The organism is Cronbergia sp. UHCC 0137, assembly GCF_034932285.1.
In the GTDB taxonomy this organism is placed as follows: Bacteria; Cyanobacteriota; Cyanobacteriia; order Cyanobacteriales; family Nostocaceae; genus Cronbergia.
Genome location: NZ_JAYGHC010000075.1, coordinates 1 through 22412 on the forward strand (window position 1 = coordinate 1; position 22412 = coordinate 22412).

The 22412-nt window shown below is 41.3% G+C and carries 15 protein-coding genes and 2 pseudogenes; 10 read left to right on the forward strand and 7 right to left on the reverse strand.

The features are described 5' to 3' along the window. Positions 1 to 245 precede the first annotated feature (245 nt). The 3 genes and pseudogenes from VB711_RS24310 to VB711_RS24320 all read left to right on the forward strand — a co-directional run. On the forward strand, positions 246 to 698 hold the full coding sequence (locus tag VB711_RS24310) for a DUF29 domain-containing protein (RefSeq protein WP_323288988.1): 453 nt from the start codon (positions 246 to 248) through the stop codon (positions 696 to 698). A 629-nt stretch (positions 699 to 1327) separates the two neighbouring features. Next, the gene (gene surE / locus VB711_RS24315) at positions 1328 to 9337 is read left to right on the forward strand and encodes a 5'/3'-nucleotidase SurE (RefSeq protein ID WP_323288989.1); all 8010 of its coding nucleotides are present in this window, start codon (positions 1328 to 1330) and stop codon (positions 9335 to 9337) included. A gap of 579 nt (positions 9338 to 9916) precedes the next feature. Continuing rightward, positions 9917 to 10138 (forward strand): annotated as a pseudogene (locus VB711_RS24320) (GNAT family N-acetyltransferase); the annotation flags it as partial. 65 nt (positions 10139 to 10203) lie between these two features. Here the strand turns inward: VB711_RS24320 and VB711_RS24325 are convergent. The 4 genes and pseudogenes from VB711_RS24325 to VB711_RS24340 form a co-directional block, all read right to left on the reverse strand. Then, a pseudogene (locus VB711_RS24325) lies at positions 10204 to 10359 on the reverse strand (DUF4926 domain-containing protein); the annotation flags it as partial. A 143-nt stretch (positions 10360 to 10502) separates the two neighbouring features. Further along, complete coding sequence (ptsP, locus tag VB711_RS24330; protein ID WP_323288990.1) at positions 10503 to 12986, reverse strand: phosphoenolpyruvate--protein phosphotransferase; 2484 nt, start codon at positions 12984 to 12986, stop codon at positions 10503 to 10505. Positions 12987 to 13192: 206 nt separating this feature from the next. Then, positions 13193 to 13885, reverse strand: a complete 693-nt coding sequence (locus VB711_RS24335) for a hypothetical protein (RefSeq protein ID WP_323288991.1) — start codon at positions 13883 to 13885, stop codon at positions 13193 to 13195. Further along, positions 13885 to 14289, reverse strand: coding sequence for a RusA family crossover junction endodeoxyribonuclease (locus VB711_RS24340; RefSeq protein ID WP_323288992.1), 405 nt, complete (start codon positions 14287 to 14289; stop codon positions 13885 to 13887). Before VB711_RS24340 ends, VB711_RS24335 begins: the two co-directional genes overlap by 1 nt. A gap of 687 nt (positions 14290 to 14976) precedes the next feature. Between VB711_RS24340 and VB711_RS26560 the strand changes: the two genes are divergently transcribed. Together VB711_RS26560 and VB711_RS24345 are read left to right on the forward strand one after the other, a co-directional pair. Beyond that, positions 14977 to 15153 carry an element excision factor XisH family protein gene (locus tag VB711_RS26560; protein WP_416233613.1) on the forward strand — a complete coding sequence of 59 codons (177 nt, stop codon included), beginning with the start codon at positions 14977 to 14979 and terminating at the stop codon, positions 15151 to 15153. Further along, complete coding sequence (locus tag VB711_RS24345) at positions 15120 to 15452, forward strand: XisI protein (RefSeq protein WP_323288993.1); 333 nt, start codon at positions 15120 to 15122, stop codon at positions 15450 to 15452. The genes VB711_RS26560 and VB711_RS24345 overlap by 34 nt, the downstream gene beginning before the upstream one ends. Positions 15453 to 15708: 256 nt before the next feature. Here VB711_RS24345 and dhaL read toward each other — a convergent pair whose 3' ends face one another. Together dhaL and dhaK are read right to left on the reverse strand one after the other, a co-directional pair. After that, positions 15709 to 16347 carry a dihydroxyacetone kinase subunit DhaL gene (dhaL, locus tag VB711_RS24350; protein ID WP_323288995.1) on the reverse strand — a complete coding sequence of 213 codons (639 nt, stop codon included), beginning with the start codon at positions 16345 to 16347 and terminating at the stop codon, positions 15709 to 15711. 1 nt (position 16348) lies between these two features. Next, a complete protein-coding gene (dhaK, locus tag VB711_RS24355; protein ID WP_323288997.1) occupies positions 16349 to 17443 on the reverse strand; it encodes a dihydroxyacetone kinase subunit DhaK in 1095 nt (364 codons plus the stop codon). A 166-nt stretch (positions 17444 to 17609) separates the two neighbouring features. On the opposite strand from dhaK, the gene VB711_RS24360 reads away from it, so the two are divergent. The 5 genes from VB711_RS24360 (at position 17610) to VB711_RS26565 (ending at position 21883) form a co-directional block, all read left to right on the forward strand. Continuing rightward, the gene (locus tag VB711_RS24360; RefSeq protein ID WP_323288999.1) at positions 17610 to 17978 is read left to right on the forward strand and encodes a DUF433 domain-containing protein; all 369 of its coding nucleotides are present in this window, start codon (positions 17610 to 17612) and stop codon (positions 17976 to 17978) included. 265 nt (positions 17979 to 18243) lie between these two features. Continuing rightward, positions 18244 to 19251: a tryptophan--tRNA ligase gene (trpS, locus tag VB711_RS24365; RefSeq protein WP_323289000.1), complete on the forward strand. Its 1008-nt coding sequence runs from the start codon at positions 18244 to 18246 to the stop codon at positions 19249 to 19251. Between the two features lie 59 nt (positions 19252 to 19310). Beyond that, positions 19311 to 20225, forward strand: a complete 915-nt coding sequence (locus tag VB711_RS24370; RefSeq protein ID WP_323289001.1) for a methylenetetrahydrofolate reductase — start codon at positions 19311 to 19313, stop codon at positions 20223 to 20225. Between the two features lie 97 nt (positions 20226 to 20322). Next, positions 20323 to 21045, forward strand: a complete 723-nt coding sequence (locus tag VB711_RS24375) for a Uma2 family endonuclease (RefSeq protein ID WP_323289002.1) — start codon at positions 20323 to 20325, stop codon at positions 21043 to 21045. A gap of 349 nt (positions 21046 to 21394) precedes the next feature. Continuing rightward, a complete protein-coding gene (locus VB711_RS26565; protein ID WP_416233614.1) occupies positions 21395 to 21883 on the forward strand; it encodes a DUF262 domain-containing protein in 489 nt (162 codons plus the stop codon). Here VB711_RS26565 and VB711_RS24380 read toward each other — a convergent pair. Continuing rightward, positions 21767 to 22412: ISAs1 family transposase (locus tag VB711_RS24380; protein ID WP_323289003.1), on the reverse strand; the 646-nt coding region annotated here is incomplete at its 5' end. The two genes, VB711_RS26565 and VB711_RS24380, sit on opposite strands and share 117 nt — an antisense overlap.

A 22412-nucleotide genomic window follows, 5' to 3' on the forward strand; every position in this document is an offset into this window, starting at 1 on the left:
AGAGGGGAGGGGATTAAGGGGAGGGGTAAAACGGCTGTGGGACAACGATTAGAGCCTAAGTTGACACCAATGAGCAGTGCTAAACCCTGACCCCACAGTTAGTTGATCGGTAAAAATATAATTATTTTAGTGAAAGCAGATCATGATTAATTTGTACAGTGCGTAAGTCCTATAATATTATAATTTAGGTAAGATGATTTGCCATTTACCAACTTAATCTCACTCAACCGAGAACAGGTAAAGTTATGACAGTTACTATTAATTTGCAGCAACTCTATAATGCTGATGACTATCAATGGTTATTAGCAACTATTGATTTATTAAAACAAAATCGTTTTGATGAATTGGATTTAGGAAATTTGATTGAGGAGTTAGAAGATTTGGGAAATGAGAGAAAAAATGCTGTAGAAAGTTTATTACAGCAAATCATCAGACATTTACTATTATACCAATATTGGCAAAATGAAATTGACAGGAACTCTGGTCATTGGCAAGCAGAAATTTATGGATTTAGAGATCAACTTAATGCTAAAATAACCACAAATTTACGCAATCACTTGATTGAACAAAGACTAAAAATTTATGCAAGGGCATTAGGATACGTGCAAAGAAAAACGAATTATCAAGTTGATTTCCCTACAGAATGTCCTTATAGTTTTGAGCAACTCCTAGATATTAATTATTTACCGACTAAGTAGGAATAATGGTTCTACGGCTCCCCTTATAGTAAATAATATTAAATTTATTCTTGTAGGTTGGGTTGAACGGAGTGAAACCCAACAAATGCGCGAAAATGTTGTTTTGCATAAAGGGATCGGTAGACCTGGAATAATTAAAACCATAGCACTTTTCTAATTGCATCTCCACCCCTAGATTGATCAAATTAAACCACGTTCAAGATGAAACCTGTAGTTGATCGAATTACCCCACCCCGGCTTTGCTACAGCAAAACCTCCCCTCCCCTTACCAACTACGGTGTACACACAAGTGATCTGATTACCTAAAACAAGCCCTGGCGATTAGAAATCACGGCTACACAAACAAAGTCCACCTGCGTGGACTGAAGAAAAACTACTTATTTTTAACCCACGGAGGCGGTCACTGAGCTTGCCGATAGCGTAGCGTGGCGTTAGCCATAGTGTGGGTTTTGCCTGTGTAGTTGCGGTTTTTAACCGCCGATTTAATGTTAACAGGACTTAAAACTTCAGGTTTCAAGATGGATAAGGTATAGAGTATTTAAGCAATCTTGAACATTAGACAACTAAATCTTAACTTTTGACAGTTATTTTTGTGCCATTGTAAACACAGTAATTTATTGTCATTAACAATGGTAACTAATAACACGGTCAGATTTTCCCAATTTAACGCCTCCCTTAACCGTAATACTGAGGGACAGTTAGTAACAGATTTATCTACTCCTGATAATACTCAAGCTAAAGCCGTTGCCGAAATTATCCAACGTGCTAACCCTGATGTATTATTGATTAACGAATTTGACTATGTAAGTGCTAACCCACTCCAACCAGTACAACTATTTCAACAAAATTATTTAGGTATTAGTCAAAACGGTGCGACTCCCGTTAACTATCCCTACGTTTATATCGCTCCCTCTAATACCGGTATTGCTTCCGGCTTTGACCTAAATAACAATGGTACAGTAGGCGGTGGAGATGATGCCTTTGGTTTCGGTAATTTCCCAGGACAATTTGGGATGTTATTGTTATCTAAATATCCCATTGATACAGCCAACGTCCGCACCTTCCAAAATTTCTTGTGGAAGGATATGCCAAATTCATTGTTACCTACCATTTCCACCCCTGATTCTGGAACTCCTTGGTACTCTCCAGAAGAACAAGATATTTTAAGACTTTCTTCTAAAAGTCATTGGGATGTACCTGTTCAAATCAACGGAGACACAGTTCATGTTTTGGTGAGTCATCCCACACCCCCCGTATTTGATGGACCAGAAGACCGCAACGGTAAGCGCAACCACGACGAAATCCGTTTTTGGGCAGATTATATCACTCCTGGTCAAGGTGATTATATCTATGATGATGGCGGTAAAGAAGGTGGTATTGATGCTGGGTCTAGCTTTGTAATTATGGGTGATCAAAACGCCGATCCTTTTGATGGAGACAGTTTTGATAATGCTATTTTACAACTTTTACAAAGTCCTCAAATCAATACTAATTCCATTCCCACCAGTGCGGGCGCTGTGCAACAATCAGAGTTACAGGGGAACGCCAACGCTAACCATAAAGGTAATTCAGCCTTTGATACAGCAGATTTTGCCGATACGACTCCTGGTAATTTGCGGACTGATTATGTTTTACCATCTTCTGATTTACAAATTACTAACTCAGCCGTATTCTGGCCTGAGAATAGTGACCCGACCTTTGCACCTGTGGGTACTTTTCCCTTCCCCAGTTCTGACCACCGTTTGGTATTTGCAGATGTACAAGTTGGTGCAACTCAAGCGGGTAAAACTATTGCTGGTGTAGAATTTACGGGTCAAACAACCTTTCCAACGGATTTTATTCCTGAAGGTGAAGCGGGAATAATTGGGGAAACTCCAGTTCCGTTGGGTGGTTTGTCTGGTGTTGCTTATGATGCTGTAAATAATCAATATTACGCTATTTCTGACGATCGCTCATCCAATGCCCGTTTTTATACTTTCACTCTTAATCCTGCTACCAATGCAGTGACCTTTACTAATGTTGTCCAACTCAAGGATACAAATGGTAATGGTTTTGCAACTAACAGTCTTGACCCAGAAGGTATTGCTTTAACTAACAATGGTACAGTATTCATCTCCTCCGAAGGTGAAGCTAATCCTGGTGCTGGTCGCGTTACCGATCCTTTTATCAAAGAGTTTGATTTAGCTACAGGTGAGGAAATTCGTTCCTTATCAGTTCCCCAAAAATTTCTCCCTGTAGTAGAAGACACTAACGGCGACGGTATTATCAACACAGGTGATACTCAAACTTCCGGCATTCGTAACAACCTAGCCTTTGAAAGTTTAAGCATTTCCCCCGACCAAAAAACCCTGTACACTGCTACAGAAAACGCCCTTTTCCAAGATGGTGCAAGAGCGACTTTAGAAAGTGGTAGTCCTGCCCGGATTATCCAATACAACTTGGTTTCTGGTCAACCAGAAAAAGAATATCTATATATTACTGATGCCATTGCCAGACCTGCCGACCCCGTGGGAGGATTTAATGATAACGGCTTAGTAGATGTGTTGGCAATTGATAACCGGGGAACTTTACTAACTTTAGAGCGTTCCTTTGCCCAAGGTGTAGGAAACACGATCAAAATCTATGAAGTGAGTCTGCAAGGTGGAAGTGACATCAGCACCATTGACACACTCGGCGATTTAACTGGTGAAGAATTGACGGCAATTGCCCTCAACAAACGTTTAATCTTGAATTTGGACAGTTTAGGACTACCCACCGACCCTAATCACCCTGTGACTGGTACAGACAACATTGAGGGTATTGCCTTTGGTCCCAAATTAGCTGATGGTCGTCAATCTATTGTTTTGGTGAGTGATAATAACTTCAATGCTACCCAATTTACTCAAATTATCACCTTGAGTGCAGATTTAGTACCCACTGCCACACCCACAGTTGAAACCCGTCCAGATTTATTTGATGATGAAGATCCAGCCCAGGCAATTGTAGATCAAAATGCTGATGGGGACGATCCAGCCATCTATGTTAATGCTACCAACTCCGCCGATAGCTTAGTATTAACCGCCGTCAAAAATGCCGGAGTTCGGGTTTATGATTTGTCTGGAAACCTGCTACAAACAATTAATCCTGGGGATATTCGTTATAACAACATTGACCTACAATATGGTTTCCAACTGGGTAACGAAACCATTGATATTGCCGTGGCCAGCGATCGCAATAACGATAAACTGGTAATATTCAAAATTAACCCCAACTCTACCGACGGCAACTATTTAGAAGATATCACCGCCAGCAACATTGGTACAATTTTCCAAGCCGCACCCTTTGAACCACCCTTTGAACCAGACTCTCGCAGTTCCTACGGACTAACCCTGTACCGTAGTCCCGTCACCAACGACTACTATGTATTTACAGGTCGTAGAGAAACCGGAGATGTTGCCCAACTCAAACTAATTGACATGGGTAATGGTACAATTGGCGCAGAAAGAGTCAGAGAGTTTACTGTACCCACAATTAACGACATTGACCCCCAAACCGAGGGAATGGTAGTAGACCAAGAAACCGGTTTCCTCTACATAGGTCAAGAAAATGTGGGAATTTGGAAATATGAAGCCGAACCAAACGGTAGTAATATCGGTAAACTGATTGACCGAGTTAAAGAATTAGATGGTGAAAATCTGGTAGATGATGTAGAAGGACTGACCATTTATTACGGTGCAAACGGCACAGGTTACTTACTCGCATCTAGTCAAGGAGACAACACCTTTGCTGCATACAGTCGGGAAGGTAATAACCAATTCTTAGGACGGTTTGCAATCGGTAACAACGGAGGAATAGATAGCGTCCAAGAATCAGACGGTGCAGATGTGATTAACGTCCCCTTGGGTGCTAACTTCCCCTACGGTTTATTTGTCACCCAAGATGGTAACAACGACCCAGCCAAATTAGTGGAAGATGACGGTGAACTAGAAAACGTCAACACCAACTTTAAATTTGTTCCTTGGGAAAACATCGTTAATACTTTACCTGAAGCATTAACCATTGACACCACCAGTTACGACCCCCGTAATCCAGCTAACCTATTTCCTCAAGTTAAACCATCTCTAAACATCTTATTGGTGAATGATGATAGTTATCAGGCTAAGGGAATTAATGTTCTCTACGACAAATTAACGGCTGCTGGCCATAAAGTCACCCTAGTTGCACCCAAAGAACAACAAAGTGGTCAAGGTACAGCCATTAATACTGATAAAGTTTTCCAACCAATTGAGATTGTCGAATACGAACCAAACAAATGGTATGTTGATGGTAAACCAGTTGTGGCAACTTGGGCAGGTTTAGATTACATTCTTGAACAAAAACCTGATTTAGTTATTTCTGGGATTAACGAAGGGGAAAACCTTGGTTTAGAAGGGATTATTTCTGGTACTCTCAGCGCAGCAGTTTCCGCTTTACATCAAGGTGTTCCAGCGATCGCTGTCAGTGCAGGAGTGATATTATCAGAACGTAATGATGGATATCCTAGCACAGATAAAGCCTACGACATTGGTGCGAATTACGTCGTTGATTTAATTTCCCAACTCCAGGAAGAACAGGGAAGTCGGACACAGTTGTTACCAGAGGGAATTGGTTTAAATATCAATATTCCAGCCGATAACCCAATCACAGGTATTTCCTTTACAGAGTTTGATAGTGCGGGTAGTTTTAACTTTAGTTTTGGGGAACTACCACCCAACTTTGGCACAGGTCAAGGCATACTTTACAGCCAAAATACCCTTCCTGATGGTGCAACTCCCAAACCGACTTCCGAGGGAGAACAGTTTTTAGCCGACCGGATTACAGTCACAGCCTTTGATGGTGATTGGGGAACCCCAGAAAATCAACGTCAAGAACTAGCACCCCGTATCCAGTTAACCTTACCTAATTTAGTTGACCCCGTTCCAGTAGCCACCACAGCCTTAAATATTCTGTTGGTGAATGATGATGGTTACGAAGCTAAGGGGATAGACGTTCTTTATAATGCCTTAGTAGCAGCAGGTCACAACGTCATTTTTGTAGCACCAAAAACCCAACAAAGCGGTAAAGGAACTTCGATTAATACCGATAGAATCTTCCAAAATATGGAAGTTTCGGAATTTGATCCTAGCTTAAATAAATGGTACGTTGACGGTACGCCAGTTGTGACTACCTGGGCGGCTTTAGACTATATTTTACCCAGCCGAGAAGAATTAGCGAAACCGGATTTGGTGATTTCTGGGATTAACGAAGGGGAAAATATTGGACTTGATGCCATTTCTTCTGGTACATTGAGTGCAGCCGTGACAGCATTGCAAAATGGGATTCCAGCGATCGCTGTGAGTGCAGGTATCAATTTAGCTGAGTTGCAACAAGGGGACAGATCCAGCACCGAAAAAGCTTATGATGTCGCTGCTAGGATGGTAGTTGAAACAATCAACAAACTCCAAGCTACCCAAGGCAACAACGCAAACATACTACCCCAAGGAGTAGGTTTAAACATCAACGTCCCCGCCTACAACCCCGATAAACCCAACCTCAACACCCTAACAGGTGTGGCTTTAACCAAATTCGATCAAACCACCAGCCTAGATTTTGAGATTGCAGACATCCAAGCAGGAGTACCTGGCATTGTTTTAGGATCACCCACAATCACCAATAACCCAGATTCAGAAGGTGGTAAATTCCTAGAACGCAACATCACCATTACACCCATAGATGGAAACTGGAGTGCAGATACGGCCTATCGTCAAGAAATAGGCAATGAAGCTGCACCTTTAACTATAAATGGTATTGCCAGTGGTGACACAAATCAAAACTCTACCATCCTGTGGGCGCGGAGTATTTTCCCCGGAGAAGTTAAATTTGAATACTCCACCGACCCCAACTTTACCACCATCATCGGCACAAAAACCGCAACAGTTACCGACATTAACCTCCCAGTTAAAGTTGCAGTTACAGGTTTAAATGCCAATACCAATTACTTCTACCGCGTCACCGATATCACTGGCGCAACTGGTATCGGCAAATTTAGCACAGCCGCAACCTTGGGGAATCAAACAGGCTTGAAATTCGGTGTTTCTGGCGATTGGCGTGGCGAACTTGCACCCTATCCAGCCGTTAACAATGCCGATGAAGCCAATCTAAAATTCTTCATCTCATTAGGTGATACAATTTATGCCGATGCTCCTTCCCCTGCGGTCAAAAACCCCGATGGTACAGAAGCAGACCAAGCTATCACCATAGAAGAATATCGTGCTAAACAAGCTGAAGTTTACGGAAGACGATATGGCCAAAATACATTAGGCGATTTACGTGCCTCTACTTCCATCTTAGCAGCGATCGACGACCACGAAGTTTACAACGACTTTGGCGGTAACATTCCCACAACTTATACTTCCACCCTCACAGGAGATCAGGAAAATCCAGCCGTCACAACCACAGCCACGGGAACAGCTAACCTGGAAGCCTCTTTCGAGAGTAACTATGTAGAATACAGCCTCACAATTCAAGGCTTAGACTTTGGTACATTTTTAGGAATTGCACCCCAAACTCCTGAAACTACCGATGATGTGACAGTAGCACATATTCACCAAGCAGCAAGGGGTACAAATGGCGGTGTCGTCTTCAATATCAAAAACGATCAGGATCTAGATTACACCATCAACGCAGATAATTCTGTCACCTTAACAGGTCGCTGGGATAGTGCTGATGGATTAGACTCTACTCTGTTGAATAACTTTAAAACCGTCAAAGCTGGAGCAGAAACCAACTTCTATTTCAACGTTCACAGCACTACTAACCCAGGTGGTGAAATTCGTGGTCAAATTGTCGCTGGAACAGACCTAGTAAATGATAGCGAAGTCTACGAAAACGGTCTCCAAGCCTTCCAGGAATACAACCCCATCAGCGATCAATTCTACGGTCAAACAGGGGATGTCAGCACCACAGGAGAACGGAAACTCTACCGTTACAATACCTATGGTAGTGATGCAGCCACCTTTGTTTTAGATGCTCGTTCTTTCCGGGATGTAGGATTACCTGGTGTAGCCGATGTAACCGATCAAGCACAGATTGGTAACTTCCTCGCAGCCTCTTTTGATCCTAGCCGCACCATGTTGGGAAGAGTACAAGTTGAGGATCTCAAACGCGACTTACTCCAAGCAGAAAGTAATGGCATCACCTGGAAGTTTATTATGGTGCCGCAACCAATTCAAAATATTGGTATAGCTGCTGCTTCTGACCGATTTGAAGGTTATGCTGCTGAAAGAACGGAAATTCTCAAATTTATCAACGACAACAATCTCAAAAACGTTGTTTTCGTAACTGCGGATTTCCACGGCACATTAGTTAATAATCTCACCTACCAAACAGCACCAGGTCAAGCACAAATTCCTACCAGCACTTGGGAAATTATCACTGGTTCTGTGGCTTATGATGCTCCCTTTGGACCCACGGTAGCTGATTTATTCCTCAATGCTGAACAAAAGGCGTTTTACGATTCTCTACCTGTAGCCAATGACGGGGATAGTATCGCTAACGACAAAGATGATTTCCTCAAGACTCTGTTAAATGACGGTTTAACTCCCTTGGGTTATGATCCTGTTGGTTTAAATGACAATCTAGCCATAGCCGACGGCTTGATTAATGCCAACTTGTTACAAGGGGATTACATAGCAACCCATACCTATGGTTGGAGTGAGTTTAATATTGACCCCCAAACCCAAAAGTTGACTGTCACCACCTATGGAATTGAACCATACACCCGTGAGGAGTTAGAGGCTAATCCTAGTGCTATTATCAACCGTCAACCCCAAATCGTCAGCCAGTTTGAGGTGATGCCAGAGATTCCTCCTGTTGAAGTACCAGTAATTAACTTTGGTAGCACTGGTGATGATAATCTGTCAATTCCATCCAATCAAACCTTCTTCAGTGGGGACGGAATGGACACCATAGATGCACCTGAAGATAATACCATCTTTGCTGGGAATGGTAATGATATGGTGTTAGTTGGTAGTAACTCTGCTGTCTTTGCGGGTGCGGGTGATGATAGTGTGTTTGTGGGTCAAAACGGCACAGCCAGCAATACCAATGTCAATGGTGGTGAAGGAAATGATACTCTCAAAATAGTTGAAAGCGAAACCGCCAATCAATTATTTGGTGCTGCTGGTGGGGATAACCTAGAAATAGTGGAGGGTTCAGGTCAAATGCTGTTTGGTGGTTCTGGCAATGATATCTTAACCAGCGGTGGCAGCAATAACCGTCTGTTTGGTGGTTCTGGTGATGATATCCTTTACTCCAACATGAATGATTGGTTGTATGGTGGTAATGGCGATGACAAACTATTCGCAGGTGAAAAAGGTGGTAATCGTTTAACTGGTGGTAGTGGTGCTGACCAGTTCTGGATTACTCAAGCTAGTTTACCAACCAGCAAGAATATCGTGATGGACTTTGTTCCAGGAACAGATGTAATTGGTATTGGTGGTATTGGTGTGACTCAATTTAATGACCTGACGTTGATGCAAGATGGTAATAACACTTTGGTGAAATTCAATAATACCGAGTTAGCATCATTGATGGGAATTACATCTAGTAGTCTCACAGCTAGTAACTTTAGTTTGGCTTGAATTCAGGTTTAATGACCTGAAATAGGCTAGGGGTGGGGTTTTCCTGCCCCTCTAGTTAATCACCTATGTAATCCGTTAATCATATAAGAAATTAAGCAGAATAAATTACACGTCTTCTTTTACTGTTCCCTGTTTCCTCTGAAATAAGAATTATGGATTTTATCTATTGTAGGGTGTGGTTCGGCAAGCTCACCAACCACGTCAGACCCGATAATTTAACACACAACAGATTTTCTCTATCTGACGCACCGGACTAATAACGTAAGTTTCTATACTTGATAAGGTAATAACTTGGGTTTTTACATTCATAGGACTTACGCACGAATTACGGAATATCAAACCGCAGAGGACGCAGAGGACAGGGAGAAATAAGAGTTTGAGTGGTCACTGAGCTTGTCGATAGCGTAGCGTGGCGTTAGCCATAGTGACGTTTTTTGCGTCCTAATCCATCCTTTTTAAGCAAAAACTCAATTTATGCCCTTGCAGAGTATAGATAGTTAGATCAAATAAGGTGCGTCAGAAACTTAAAATTACTGATTTTAGCCTAAATTATTCTGTCTGACGCACCCTACAGACTACTGTGGTTTGGGAAAGCAACTTTTAGGGAAAGCAGTCAGGGAAAGTTCCAGTTTGAGTATTAAAACTTTAACCGGCTTTATTTTTGCCCATAATCAACCTAGTTTAAAGTTATTTACAGGGTTTGGGTTTTAATCTTGGGGACATTTACCAAAAATTGCCGAACTTGATGGTTTGGAAGGTGATTTAATGATTATGGGATTACGGGTTACTTCCGTTATTTGAGACATTCTTAATTCCTCAAAAGCTTACTCCATCTAACTTTTGATTTCACAACGGTACTAGGTACTTCAAGCCACTTCCGCAAGAGGTTGTTGATGTAGTACCATTAATTGTCTATCCCTTAATGTTTCAAGTGCATAAGTTCGTCCTTGTATATCGCTAAACTCAACTTCAAACACTCCAGGTTCATAAACCTCAATAATAGTTCCAACCTGTCCACGATAAAGGCCGAGTTCGAGTTAGAGGAAAGCTATTAATTCCTCTTTGCGCCTCTGCGTCTCTGCGTGAGACAAAAAAATGTGGTTTATTTACCCAGAAATAGCTGTAAGCGAACTTAATCTCACATCACCCAAACATAGAGAAAAATCTACATTAATTTTCTAACACTGGTGGCTGAATCTTGTTGTAAGGCTACAGCAGCGATCGCACTAGATTGAGCTATACTTAACTGAGTAATTGCCTGTTTGATCATGGGTATAGATGGGGGATTCACACTCAATTCATCTATGCCTAAACCTAATAAAATTGGTGCAGCTAAAGGATCGGCGGCTAATTCACCACATACTCCTACCCAAATTCCGGCTGTATGGGCTGCTTCTACGGCTTGCTTAATCATCCGTAATACGGGAGGATGGAGAGGATCGGCTAAAGTTGCTACATTGGGATTAGTGCGATCGCCCGCCATTACATACTGACTCAAATCATTGGTACCAATACTGAAAAAGTTCACTTCTTTCGCCAACTGATCAGCGATCGCTACAGCCGCCGGTGTCTCTATCATAATCCCTAATTGTATATTTTTGTTAAAGGGAATCCCCTCTTCTGTCAATTCTCCCCGCACTTGCTGTATAATAGTTTTTGTTGCCAGTACCTCCGTCAAAGTGGCAATCATGGGACACATAACTTTAATATTGTTCCCTGCACTAGCTCGGAAAATCGCCCGCAATTGCGTTTTAAATATGTGGGGATGATCTAAACAAAACCGAATCCCCCTCCAACCTAAAAACGGGTTAGCTTCCCCGGCTCCTGTATTTAGGTAAGAAATCGGTTTATCTCCACCAACATCCAAGGTGCGAATAATTAAAGAACGATCTTGTAAAATCTCGGCAATTGTTTGATAAACTGCCAATTGTTCCTCTTCCCCCGGTGGAGTTGTCCGTCCAAAGTACAAAAACTCTGTGCGAACCAATCCCACACCCTCAGCCCCATTGCCAATCGCCGCTTCAGCATCAGCTATACTGCTAATATTCGCAAAAACCCGAATATGCCGACCATCGCGGGTAATTGCTGGTTGGTGGGCTTTGGCTTTAGCTTCTGCTTGGGATGTCTGCCATGTTTGACGTTTGGCTTGTAGTGCATTCACAGTATCTACTGTTGGTTCTATCCAAGCCCTACCACTTTCACCATCCAGCGCCATCAAAGTCCCATTTTCTAAGTTTAACACCTGGGTATCTACACCTAAAACGGCGGGTATTCCCAAGGTACGGGCGATAATGGCACTGTGGGAAGTCGCACTCCCAGAAGTCATGCAAATTCCCAACACTTTGGTTGGATCTAGTCTAGCAGTATCCGAGGGAGTTAAGTCTGCGGCTACTAATATTGATGGTTCTGTGATTTCTAAATCAGTGAGGGCGTTACCAATTAAGATTCTTTGTACCCTACACCCAACATCAACCACATCGTCAACTCGTTCTTGTAAGTAGGCATCCTCTAGTTTACGATAGGAATTGGCTACTTCATCCACCACAGCTTGCCAAGCGGCCTCTGCATTGAGGTGTTGTTCAATAATACGCGATCGCACTGCTTCTAGCAATACGGGATCTTCTAAAAATAGCAGATGAGCGTCAAAAATGGCAGCTTCCGCATCACCAATTTGGATGGAGGTATGGGAAAGTAAAGTTTGAATTTCTTGTTTGGCGGTTTGGATAGCTGATTGTAATCTTTGCCACTCTATTTCTACATTCTCTATGTGGTATTCTGTTAAAGTGACCGGGGTTGATTGATAATGAATTAAGGGAGCGATCGCTATTCCAGTCGAAGCCCCAATTCCCACCAGTTCACCCTGGGTTAATTGAGGAACTTCTGCTTTTTTAGTTAATGGTAATTTTACTGATTGATCATTTTCGCCAAAGTTGTTGATTACCAAAGTTTGTAACGCTTTCAACGCCGCACCTGCATCCACCCCAACCGCTGTAATTAATAATTCGTGTCCTTGACGTACCCCTAAAGTAGCTACTTGATTAATACTGTCTCCCCGGACTGGTTCTGTACCTCTAGTTAAATTTTGGACGCGGATTTGAGCCTGGAAGCGCGATGCAGTCGCCACAAATTGGGCAGATGGACGGGAGTGTAAACCTAAGCGATTATTGATTGTCAGCCTAATTTCTTTGGCTTCTGGGTTGGAAATCAAAACCTCATTGACTGGAGAAGAAGGAGAAATATGTGAACCCAATAGAGTGATTTTGGCGACTAATGAGCCTTGGGCTTCTTCTATAACTTGGTGAATATTTTTACCATTAGAGGCAGCTACAACCGCAGCGATCGCCCCTTCGACGATAGGCGCTGCACAGAGATGTACTTTTGCTCGTTGTGCTGGGGAAAGGAATTCTAAAGCCATTTCCGCACTCATCAAGGCGCTACCTAAATCCATGAGTATCAGAACGCCATCTTCAGAATATACGCTGGCGATCGCTTCATAAACCTGCATTGCATCCGTACCCAATGGATTTGCAGGATCATCTATCCCGGCTGCAACGGCGAGAGGAACTCGTCCTTGAACCATCTGTGCGGCTAGTTCCCGCACTCCTAGAGCTAATAGTTTACTGTGCGAAACGATAACTATTCCAACCACTGCAACACCTTAGCCAGTTACCCATTTCATTATTCTCTGGTAAGTTAACAAAAACAGTACCAATTTGGCTAGTAATTGTAAATTTTTTCCTAAGTTAAGGGACTTCTAGGAAATAAATTATCCCGATTAACTAACCACAGAGGCACAGAGGACACAGAGTAATAAGAGTTTGAGAGATTTTTTAGGTTAGATGGTTGAGTGTTTTTTTATTTGGAACTCTCTAAAGGAGTAGATTCAATAGATTGTAATAATTTTTCCGTAACTTCAATGACTTCAAAGACAGAATTTTGGGTGATGGGGGTAGTTTTAAAACCATGAGCGATCGCATTTCGTAGGGGAAAAACATTCATTAATAATTGGTAATCAGTTTGAGATAGTATTCCCTCAAATGCTAATTGTTTCAATAAATACAAAGGAGATTCTAATTTCTTCAAGATCAAATTTTCATGAATAGCAACGAATCTAAGCGTTGCTTCAGCCAAAGACCAAACATAAAGGATAGCTGATTCTGGATTATTAATTGTTAGTTCTCTAGCTACCTGTAATTTTGACTTTATTTCATCTGCTTGTAATGAACCTTCCATCTTAGAATAATACAGTCCTTCCTTGGGATTGGTTATGACTAATTCCAATCTCCAACCAGGATGATCTTTAACTACCTGAGCTAATGTTTGTAACTGTGCGGAAGATGACATAATAGAACGATGTGATTTTACCTCAATCACTGCTGCATCTTCTCCTCCACGCACTATCATGTCAGGACGGTAGCGGTACTCCCTGAGAAAATCGGGTAATTCTTCATAGTTGGGTGAAAGTATCACCTGATAGCCTTTTTGACGATATTTCTCTGCTACTTCGAGTAATCGTTCTCTTTCCAGTTGTTCTATTTGAGCATTCATTAGTCAATTACCTCTTGATCAGGAGCATCTGTGACAACAATATGTAAAAATTCATTGCCGCGCGCAAAACCTTTTGTCATAATAGGAGTTATACTTTCTATTATAAATTTGCCTGATATATTTCTTTTTCTAACAAGAACATCAGTTATTTGGGTATCATCAAGATAAACTAGACCATTCATTGCATCTTGGATAGGCTTAACTATATTGTCTACATCCACAATAATTTCATTATAAAAGTATGTCACCTTAAGCATAACCGACTCGGTAGATGGCGGTTGCTCGAAAGACCAATATTTTTCTGCTTCTTGTCTAACTGTATCTTTCCAAGCTCTGAGCTTTTCACGTCTACGAGTTTGTTGAGATACGGGTGGTCCGTTGACTATGAACTCAAATGTTTCCAATTATACTTACTTTGTGATTAAATAGTCTACCTGATAATTGAGTTTACCTTGTTTTGTAGCTAGAGCGATCGCTATTTTCCGTTATATTGATCTAGCGGTTTTCAAATCAGTGAGATCCAGTTCTTATACTAAAAACGGTTGAGACATGGACTTTTGCAAAATTACGAAAAACCGAGATTTGTAGGGGTTTAGCACTGCTAAACCCTTACCCACAGAATCAAATAATTAAGCCGTATTTAGTATAATTACAAAATCTGTAGGGGTGCGCTTTCCCCGTCCTCAATTGTATTGCTATATAGCATTTCCTAGTCTAGTAAAGTACAAAATTATACTCACAACGGTTGAGACATGGACTTTTGTATAATCACGAAAACCCTAGATTTATAATTAAACGGGCGGTTAGAAACCGCATCTACACAGGCAAAACCCACCTACGTGGGTTTCCAATCCTTGATTTTTCGTTAGTCCGCGCAGGCGGACTTTGTTTGTGTAGCCGTGACTTCTAGTCGCCAGGGCTTAAAACCCTACCCGGAGAATCAAACAATTAAGCCGTGTTGGGTATATCTGCGTTTATCCGCGTCCATCGGCGTTTAATGATTACTCCTTTTACCTCAGAATAGGAATTGCTATAATATAGTATATACTACATAAATACATCTATAAGTTCATTGTGAATGTCCGCAAAAGATAAATGCAAATCGACTTTTATATCTAGCTGTTTCTAGCGATATCTATGCTCGATTTTTTATCAGTCCGTTTATTCAAGAACTGGTAGAAGAAAATCAACTTTTCTTAATAGTTTATAATATTGACAGGGAGGTAATTGAAAAATGGCTACCGTTGATCAATACAGAGAACATATAAAAAACTTGCTTACTGCACGGGTTAAATTGGTATGGGATAAACGTATTCAAGCCCAAACTATATTTGATACTCAAGGTGATCATTACCTATTAATTTATGTTGGCTGGCGTGAGTCTAACCGAATTTATGGTACTGTTTCACATATAGATATTATTGATGGTAAAATTTGGATTCAGCAGGATGGAACAGAAGTTGGTATTGCTAATGAATTAGTCGAGTTAGGTGTACCTAAACACGATATAGTTTTAGGTTTTGATCCTCCCAAATTTCGAGATTGTACAGGATTTGCTGTGGGATAATTAACCTCAATTCAGTTTTACGCAGAGAGGAATAAGAAAACTACTAAAACTTGGGTTTGAAGGTAAAAAAGGAGAATCAAGTGCAAGGAATAAGCGTTAAAACTGTTCATTTACCTATCACTTGACCAGATTTAATACTGTTCTTCTCTTCTTCTAATTCTTCCTCCTGACTCCTGACTCCTGACTCCTGACTCCTGACTCCTAGCCCTAACCAAAAGACTTTTTCCTCAAGTCCTAATTAGCAACTTTCTACTTTTCACCTTCCAGGACTTTCCACCACCTCTAACAAACTCCGCAACATATAATAGGCAGAAGTACCACCCGGATCTTGATGTCCGATACTCCTCTCTCCTAAATAACTTGCCCTTCCCCTCTTTGCTAACATCGGTATGGTGTTCTTTAAACCTTGTTCGGCTGCTGTAACTGCTTGACGCAAAGCCGGCAGTGTTCCCAAGCCTTGGCTTAAAGCTTGCTCAAAGGTGTCTACGGCTGGAGATAACACATCTATCATGGTTTTATCTCCCAACTGCGCTTTACCCCTTTCTATCACTCCATCTAAACCGGCTTGGAGTAACTTGAGCATATCTTCTTCAGTTAATTCTTCCTTATCAACGGTGGCGGAACTTGCTCTTAAAAACCATGTACCATACAAAGGACCACTCGCACCGCCAACATTGGAAATTAAAGTCATGCTGACGGTTTTTAATGTATCGCTAATATCTTTATTGGCACAACTGGGTAAGATGCTTCTAACTTTTCTAAACCCACGATCCATGTTGATACCATGATCAGCATCACCTATGGCCGCATCTAATTCTGTCAAATCTTCCTTGTGATGCTCAATGACACAAGCAAACACTTTTAACCATTCAACAATTTGTGATTGTGTTACCATCTTACACACCCCAGCGTAAACTTGGCGTTTTTACTGGTGCATCCCATAGCTTCAACATCTCATCATCTAACTTCAGCAGGGTGATAGAACAGCCTTGCATTTCTAAAGATGTCATGTAGGGACCAATGAGGTTTCGCACGATTTGCAATCCTTCCTGTTCACAGATTTCTGCCAGTTTGCGGTAGACGAGATAGAGTTCGGCTATGGGAGTACCACCCATACTGTTAACAAATGCTAGAAGGCGATCGCTCTTTTGCAGGGGTTTATTTAATAGTTCGATATCTACCCATTTACCTTTGGTTTCGTTCCATTCCTTGACTGTGCGACTATAGGTGGTATCATCAAGGAGCGATGCCTGCGGCGGGCAAAGCCAACGCGCTAAAATTTCGGTAATTTCATCCCCTGATTTCATGGATACTCTTTCTGTCCCTGGTTCTCCATGAATACCAATTCCCAATTCTATCTCCCTATTCCCCAAAACAAAGGTCGGTGTACCTTTCGCGGGGACTGTACAGGAACTCAAGGCCACTCCCACACTTCGTCCATGCACATTTACTCTTCTACACAAATCTGCCACCTGATGTAAATCATAACCCTGTTCGGCAGCCGCACCACAAATTTTTTCCGCTAACACCGTCGTTCCTACCCCTCTTCTCCCTTGGGTAAAAAGACTATCTTTCATAGCTACATCATCATCAATTAAAATACTCAAAGCCCGTATGCCTTGACTATGAGCTAATTCCATCGCCATTTCAAAATTCATCACATCGCCGCTATAATTTTTAACGATGTAAAGAATACCTGCACCACCATCTACACGCTTGGTAGCTGCTAACATTTGATCAGGGGTAGGTGAGGTGAAAATTTCCCCAGGACAAGCCGCATCAAGCATTCCTCTACCCACAAAACCGACGTGCATTGGTTCATGTCCACTACCACCACCAGATATAATTGCTACTTTTCCCTGTACTGGTGCGTCGGCTCGATAAACAAAGGTAGGCTCATAGTTAACCTGTATCAAATCAGCATGAGCCACAGCCATCCCTTCTAAACTTTCCCTGACAAAATCTGCTGGCTGATTAATCAATTTTTTCATAAAATATAGTTTGTACCGATAGGATTCATAATTTACTGCTTTCTTTGAAAAACAAACCACAGAGGCACAGAGTTCACAGAGAAATGAGGTTTTGAGAGATATTTTGCGTAAGTCCTGTTTGCTTTAAGCGGCTTAACATCGAATTAGTTCCAGAGGATTTATAAACATGACTTTAGCATCAAATGATCAAGCGATTATTATCCGTACAGAGCGCGGATTGACGATCTCAGGTACCCGCATCACTCTCTATGATGTGATGGATTACGTGACAGAACACTATCCATCAAAATTCATCCGTGCCATGCTTGGACTTACCGATGAGCAGGTAAATGCTGCGCTATCTTATATTGAAACATACCGTGCAGAGGTTGAAGCAGAGTACCGTCTTGTTCTGAAGGAAGCGGAAGAATTGCGACAGTATTACGAAGGACAAAATCGTGAACGCACTGCTCGCATTGCTTCTAAGCCACCAAAACCAGGTACAGAAGCTATTCGGGCAAAACTTCAAATAGAAAAAGCGGCGTTGCTGAATTGAGGTATGAAAGTCAAAAACTCCATCTCTCAAACTCTTACTCTCTGCGTCTCTGCGTCTCTGCGTGAAATAAAATCATAATTTACGTGGACATTATGTCCTCCTAGCTGGTAGCCTTGTTGCGACTGGTTGGCTAAACCTAATCTCTATTCGTTAGCTTAAAAAGTAGAAGCCTCCTATAATCCATAAATTGGGTTGCGTTGTCGCTTCACCCAATCTACCATTTTCTTAATACTAAGCGCATTGGATTATAACTAACTGGAAATTTATGGGTAAGCAGCGTGTTCTGTCGGGAGTTCAACCAACTGGTAATTTACACTTGGGTAATTACTTAGGGGCTATTCGCAACTGGGTAGAAATTCAAGACCAGTATGATAATTTCTTTTGTGTTGTAGATTTACACGCGATCACTGTACCGCATAATCCAGCAACTCTGGCGGCTGATACTTACAATATTGCCGCGCTTTATTTAGCTTGTGGGATTGATTTAAACCACTCCAGCATTTTTGTTCAATCCCATGTTTCGGCACATAGCGAACTGACTTGGTTACTGAACTGTATCACACCTTTAAATTGGCTGCAAGACATGATTCAGTTTAAGGAAAAGGCAGTTAAACAGGGAGAAAATGTCGGTGTTGGTTTGTTAGATTATCCTGTGTTAATGGCGGCGGATATTTTGCTGTACCAAGCTGATAAAGTGCCTGTAGGTGAAGATCAGAAGCAACATTTGGAACTGACGCGGGATATTGTCAATAGGTTTAATCACCAGTTTGCGAAAGATGCACCTGTATTAAAACTACCAGATCCCTTGATTAGAAAAGAAGGTGCAAGGGTGATGAGTTTAACAGATGGGACTCGGAAAATGTCTAAGTCTGATCCGTCGGAGTTGAGCCGGATTAATGTTTTAGATCCACCAGATCAGATTACTAAGAAAATTAAACGCTGTAAAACTGATTTAGTTCGGGGTTTAACCTTTGATGACCCAGAACGCCCAGAATGTCACAATTTATTAACCCTGTATATGCTGCTTTCTGGCAAAACTAAGGAAGATGTAGCTGCGGAGTGTCAAGATATGGGTTGGGGAACATTTAAACCACTGTTGACAGAAACAGCGATTAATGCTTTGAAGCCGATTCAAGAAAAATATGGGGAGGTGATGGGAGATAAGGTTTATTTAGAGACAGTGTTGAGGGATGGGAGGGAAAAAGCGGAAGCGATCGCTCTCTCTACTTTAGCAGAAGTCAAAGCCGCTTTAGGTTTCTCAGTTCCTCTTTAAGGTTTTCGCTTTTAGGTGTCTAATGTTTTACCCTATTAGAAAACCAAAATTATAATGTTATGCTGGATACTCAAAACCATAGTGCTTTTAATAACTTCCGTCAAGCTGTCCAAGCGGGTGAATTTCTGATTACGGCTGAGGTAGCACCACCCAAAGGGGGAGATCCTACAGAAATGCTGAAAATGGCGGCGACTCTTCAGGGGAGGGTTCATGCCGTCAACATTACCGATGGTAGCAGAGCAGTGTTACGGATGTCGTCTTTGGTGGGGTCGGCGATTTTGTGCCAAAATGGAATTGAGCCGATTTGCCAAGTTGCTTGCCGCGATCGCAACCGTATTGGTATACAAGCAGACTTGATGGGCGCTCATGCTTTGGGTATCCGCAACATTTTAGCCTTGACTGGCGACCCGGTGAAAGCAGGTGATCATCCTGAAGCAAAGGCTGTATTTGATTTAGAAGCTGTGCGGTTGTTGCAATTAATTAGAAAACTGAATCATGGTGTTGATTTTAATGAAAAACCTCTAGTTGATGGTGCATTAGATTTATTTACCGGTGCAGCAGTAGATCCCCAATCTAAAAGTTGGTCAGGTTTGCAAAGTCGTTTTGAAAAGAAGATAGAAGCCGGGGCGCAATTTTTTCAAAGTCAATTAATTACTGATTTTGAAATATTAGAAAAGTTCATGGATAAAATCGCCGCAGGTTACAATAAACCAATTTTGGCGGGAATTTTTCTGTTAAAGTCGGCAAAAAATGCCCAGTTTATTAATAAGGCTGTTCCCGGTGTGAATATTCCTGAACACATTATTGATAGGTTAGCAAAAGCTAAACATCCCCTAGAAGAAGGAATGAAAATTGCGGCGGAACAGGTGCAGATTGCCAAGGATTTGTGTCAAGGTGTGCATATTATGGCGGTGAAGCGGGAAGATTTGATTGCGCCAATTTTAGATTTAGCGGGGGTGGGAAAGGTTAGTTAAGAAGAATAGCGATCGCGTATTTAGTTAGGTTAGGTGCGATCGCTTTACCCCCTAATTTTGCTAAACTAAATTAAACCTCACAGCAGCAGGAGGATATATGACTTTTACAACTGATGTCCAGGAAGATCCAGACTTACGCCCTTACCCAGAAACCTCTCTTCCAGATCATACCCAACTCCCAGACTCTAACGGCACTTTTGTGAAAAATTGGCAAGAACATCCTCAAAGCATCTTACTGACTGACTCCATTACACCTATCCTCAAGAAATTAAATCCTGATGGTCAATATTGTATTGGACAGGATTTAGGTATTTATTGGCGTATTACTGAACCACCAGAAAAAGGTGCAGAAGCCCCAGACTGGTTTTATGTCCCCAATGTACCACCTTCTTTGAATGGTAAAAGCCGACGTTCTTATGTCCTTTGGCAAGAATATATTTCGCCATTAATTGTGTTAGAATTTGTTTCTGGAAATGGTAGTGAAGAAAGAGATAAAACTCCTTGGAAAGGTAAATTTTGGATTTATGAACAGGTAATTAAACCCGCTTTTTATGGCATTTATGAAGTGAATAAAGCCAGTATAGAAGTTTATGAATTAATTGGTGGACAATATCAGTTATTATCAGCAAATGAAAGGGGACATTATTCAATTACACCTATGGGAATTGAGTTAGGTTTATGGCAGGGAGAATATCAGAATATGGAATTACCCTGGTTGCGCGGGTGGGATTTGCAAGGTAATTTGTTATTAACTGGTGAAGAAAGAGCAAATCGCTTGGCTGAACAATTACGTGCTTTGGGAATTGAACCGGAAGCGTAATATTGTGTAGATTTTGGGTTGAAAATGCTAATAACCTGCTTCTTGAAGTAATTGGGGATATATAATTAGGGCTTGCTTAATAAAGCTAAAACTTAGATATATCAAGAGTTTGAAGGTTGAAAAGGTGAGTCTGGTGCAAGAAATAAGCGTTGAAACTACCAAAAATCTATCACTTGACCAGATTCAAGTATATTCTTCTCTTCTTCTAATTCTTCCTCCTGACTCCTGACTCCTGACTCCTAGCCCTAATGAAAAGACTTTTTCCGCAACCCCTAATTAAGTTAGTTAATTGCACTAACTTATTAGGTGTTGCCGTTAGACTCCAATAAATACTCAACTAATAAATATGATGACAGATATACATAACCTTAACTCAAAAATCATTGATCCAGATATTATCATAGAATCAGAAATATTAGATGATTTCTCGGAAGATGATGATGAAAATATTATTACAGCAGAAGATATAAATGAGCCTTTTGACCCTACTAAAATTCGAGTTGAAACTAGACAAGTTAGCATTGATGAATTATTAGCAAGAATTAGTTATCATCAACTAGAATTAGAACCAAAATTTCAGAGAAAAAAAGTCTGGAATAAAATTGCTCAAAGTAGACTGATAGAATCAATTTTACTCCGTATCCCTCTACCAGCTTTTTATATTGATGCAACTAATGAGGAAAAATGGTTAGTAATAGATGGTTTACACCGACTCAATAGTTTAAAAGAGTTCATTAATCATATAATTGTTATCCATAGCAGTGCGTTTCATTTTTTGTCGGAGACTACGTTTGTAAGTGTGTTCACGATTGAGAGCATTGAGAGCAATACGTCGTAAAAGAGCAAAATTGCGGGGACTATTCCAAGCACGAATACGGCAAGAATCCTCTGCAAAAGTACAGTCAAGAGTCCAATGAGCCTGGTTTTCAATACTCCAATGTTTGCGGATAGCTCGACCTAAAAGTTGAGCATCACTATGTAAAGAAGTCAGATAAAACTGAACCTCACGAGTAGTTTTATTCCAAAGACGACGCTCCCGGACAACCATGACCACACTTTGGAGTCCAGCCCAGATTTTAGGTTGGTAAAGCTCACCCATAGCAGAAACCGGAACAGACCAAACTTGACGGATTAATGCCGATTTACCTTGATTGCGGTCGTAAGAACCCCTAATGGTCTTTCCATCTATGGGAATTATCTCTCCTCCCATCTTTGTCACTAGGGTTTCTATCCATCTGGTGAAACAACGATTTAATTCTTCGGGATTGATGAACTCAAATACTCTCCTAAAGGTGTCATCCGAGGGAATTCCATTTGGTAACTCCAAAAACTCTTCTAACCACTGTTGCTTACTGATGCCATAATTT

What these genes read in the sequence shown, in the direction of transcription:
- trpS (WP_323289000.1), top strand. Translation starts at nt 18,244, where the DNA reads ATGGGTAAGCAGCGTGTTCTGTCGGGAGTTCAACCAACTGGTAATTTA.
- VB711_RS24335 (WP_323288991.1), bottom strand. Translation starts at nt 13,885, where the DNA reads ATGAATGCTCAAATAGAACAACTGGAAAGAGAACGATTACTCGAAGTA.
- VB711_RS24370 (WP_323289001.1), top strand. Translation starts at nt 19,311, where the DNA reads ATGCTGGATACTCAAAACCATAGTGCTTTTAATAACTTCCGTCAAGCT.
- VB711_RS24345 (WP_323288993.1), top strand. Translation starts at nt 15,120, where the DNA reads ATGGCTACCGTTGATCAATACAGAGAACATATAAAAAACTTGCTTACT.
- dhaL (WP_323288995.1), bottom strand. Translation starts at nt 16,347, where the DNA reads ATGGTAACACAATCACAAATTGTTGAATGGTTAAAAGTGTTTGCTTGT.
- VB711_RS24310 (WP_323288988.1), top strand. Translation starts at nt 246, where the DNA reads ATGACAGTTACTATTAATTTGCAGCAACTCTATAATGCTGATGACTAT.
- VB711_RS24375 (WP_323289002.1), top strand. Translation starts at nt 20,323, where the DNA reads ATGACTTTTACAACTGATGTCCAGGAAGATCCAGACTTACGCCCTTAC.
- dhaK (WP_323288997.1), bottom strand. Translation starts at nt 17,443, where the DNA reads ATGAAAAAATTGATTAATCAGCCAGCAGATTTTGTCAGGGAAAGTTTA.
- surE (WP_323288989.1), top strand. Translation starts at nt 1,328, where the DNA reads ATGGTAACTAATAACACGGTCAGATTTTCCCAATTTAACGCCTCCCTT.
- VB711_RS24360 (WP_323288999.1), top strand. Translation starts at nt 17,610, where the DNA reads ATGACTTTAGCATCAAATGATCAAGCGATTATTATCCGTACAGAGCGC.
- VB711_RS26565 (WP_416233614.1), top strand. Translation starts at nt 21,395, where the DNA reads ATGACAGATATACATAACCTTAACTCAAAAATCATTGATCCAGATATT.